The sequence below is a fragment of the Armatimonadota bacterium genome (genome assembly GCA_025059775.1).
Lineage (GTDB): Bacteria > Sysuimicrobiota > Sysuimicrobiia > Sysuimicrobiales > Sysuimicrobiaceae > Sysuimicrobium.
The window spans coordinates 27441-27675 of record JANXCW010000021.1 but is presented as its reverse complement, the minus strand read 5'-3'; the positions used below and the strand labels follow the sequence as shown (position 1 = coordinate 27675).

Here is a 235-nt window from a genome sequence, read left to right as displayed (position 1 = left end):
TCCGAGTGCTCTCGGGGCTCCACCAGGGGATCCTCATGCTCATCCCGGACAGCGCCAACGAGGACTCCCCCTTCGCGGACCGGCGGGTCCGGGAGGCCCTCCAGTACGCCTTCGACCGGGCCTCCCTCGCCCGGGCCCTGGGGTATGGCCTGTGGGAACCCTGGGATCAGATCGCGCACCCGGAGAGCCCCGCGGCCCTGAAGGACTACCGTCGTCCCGCCTACAACCCCGCCCG

At 71.9% G+C, this 235-nt stretch carries 1 protein-coding gene; it reads left to right on the top strand.

Annotated features, from left to right (window positions below; all coding sequences use genetic code 11):
• On the top strand, positions 1 to 235 hold a 235-nt coding region (locus N0A24_11540; GenBank protein ID MCS7173980.1), incomplete at both ends, for an ABC transporter substrate-binding protein.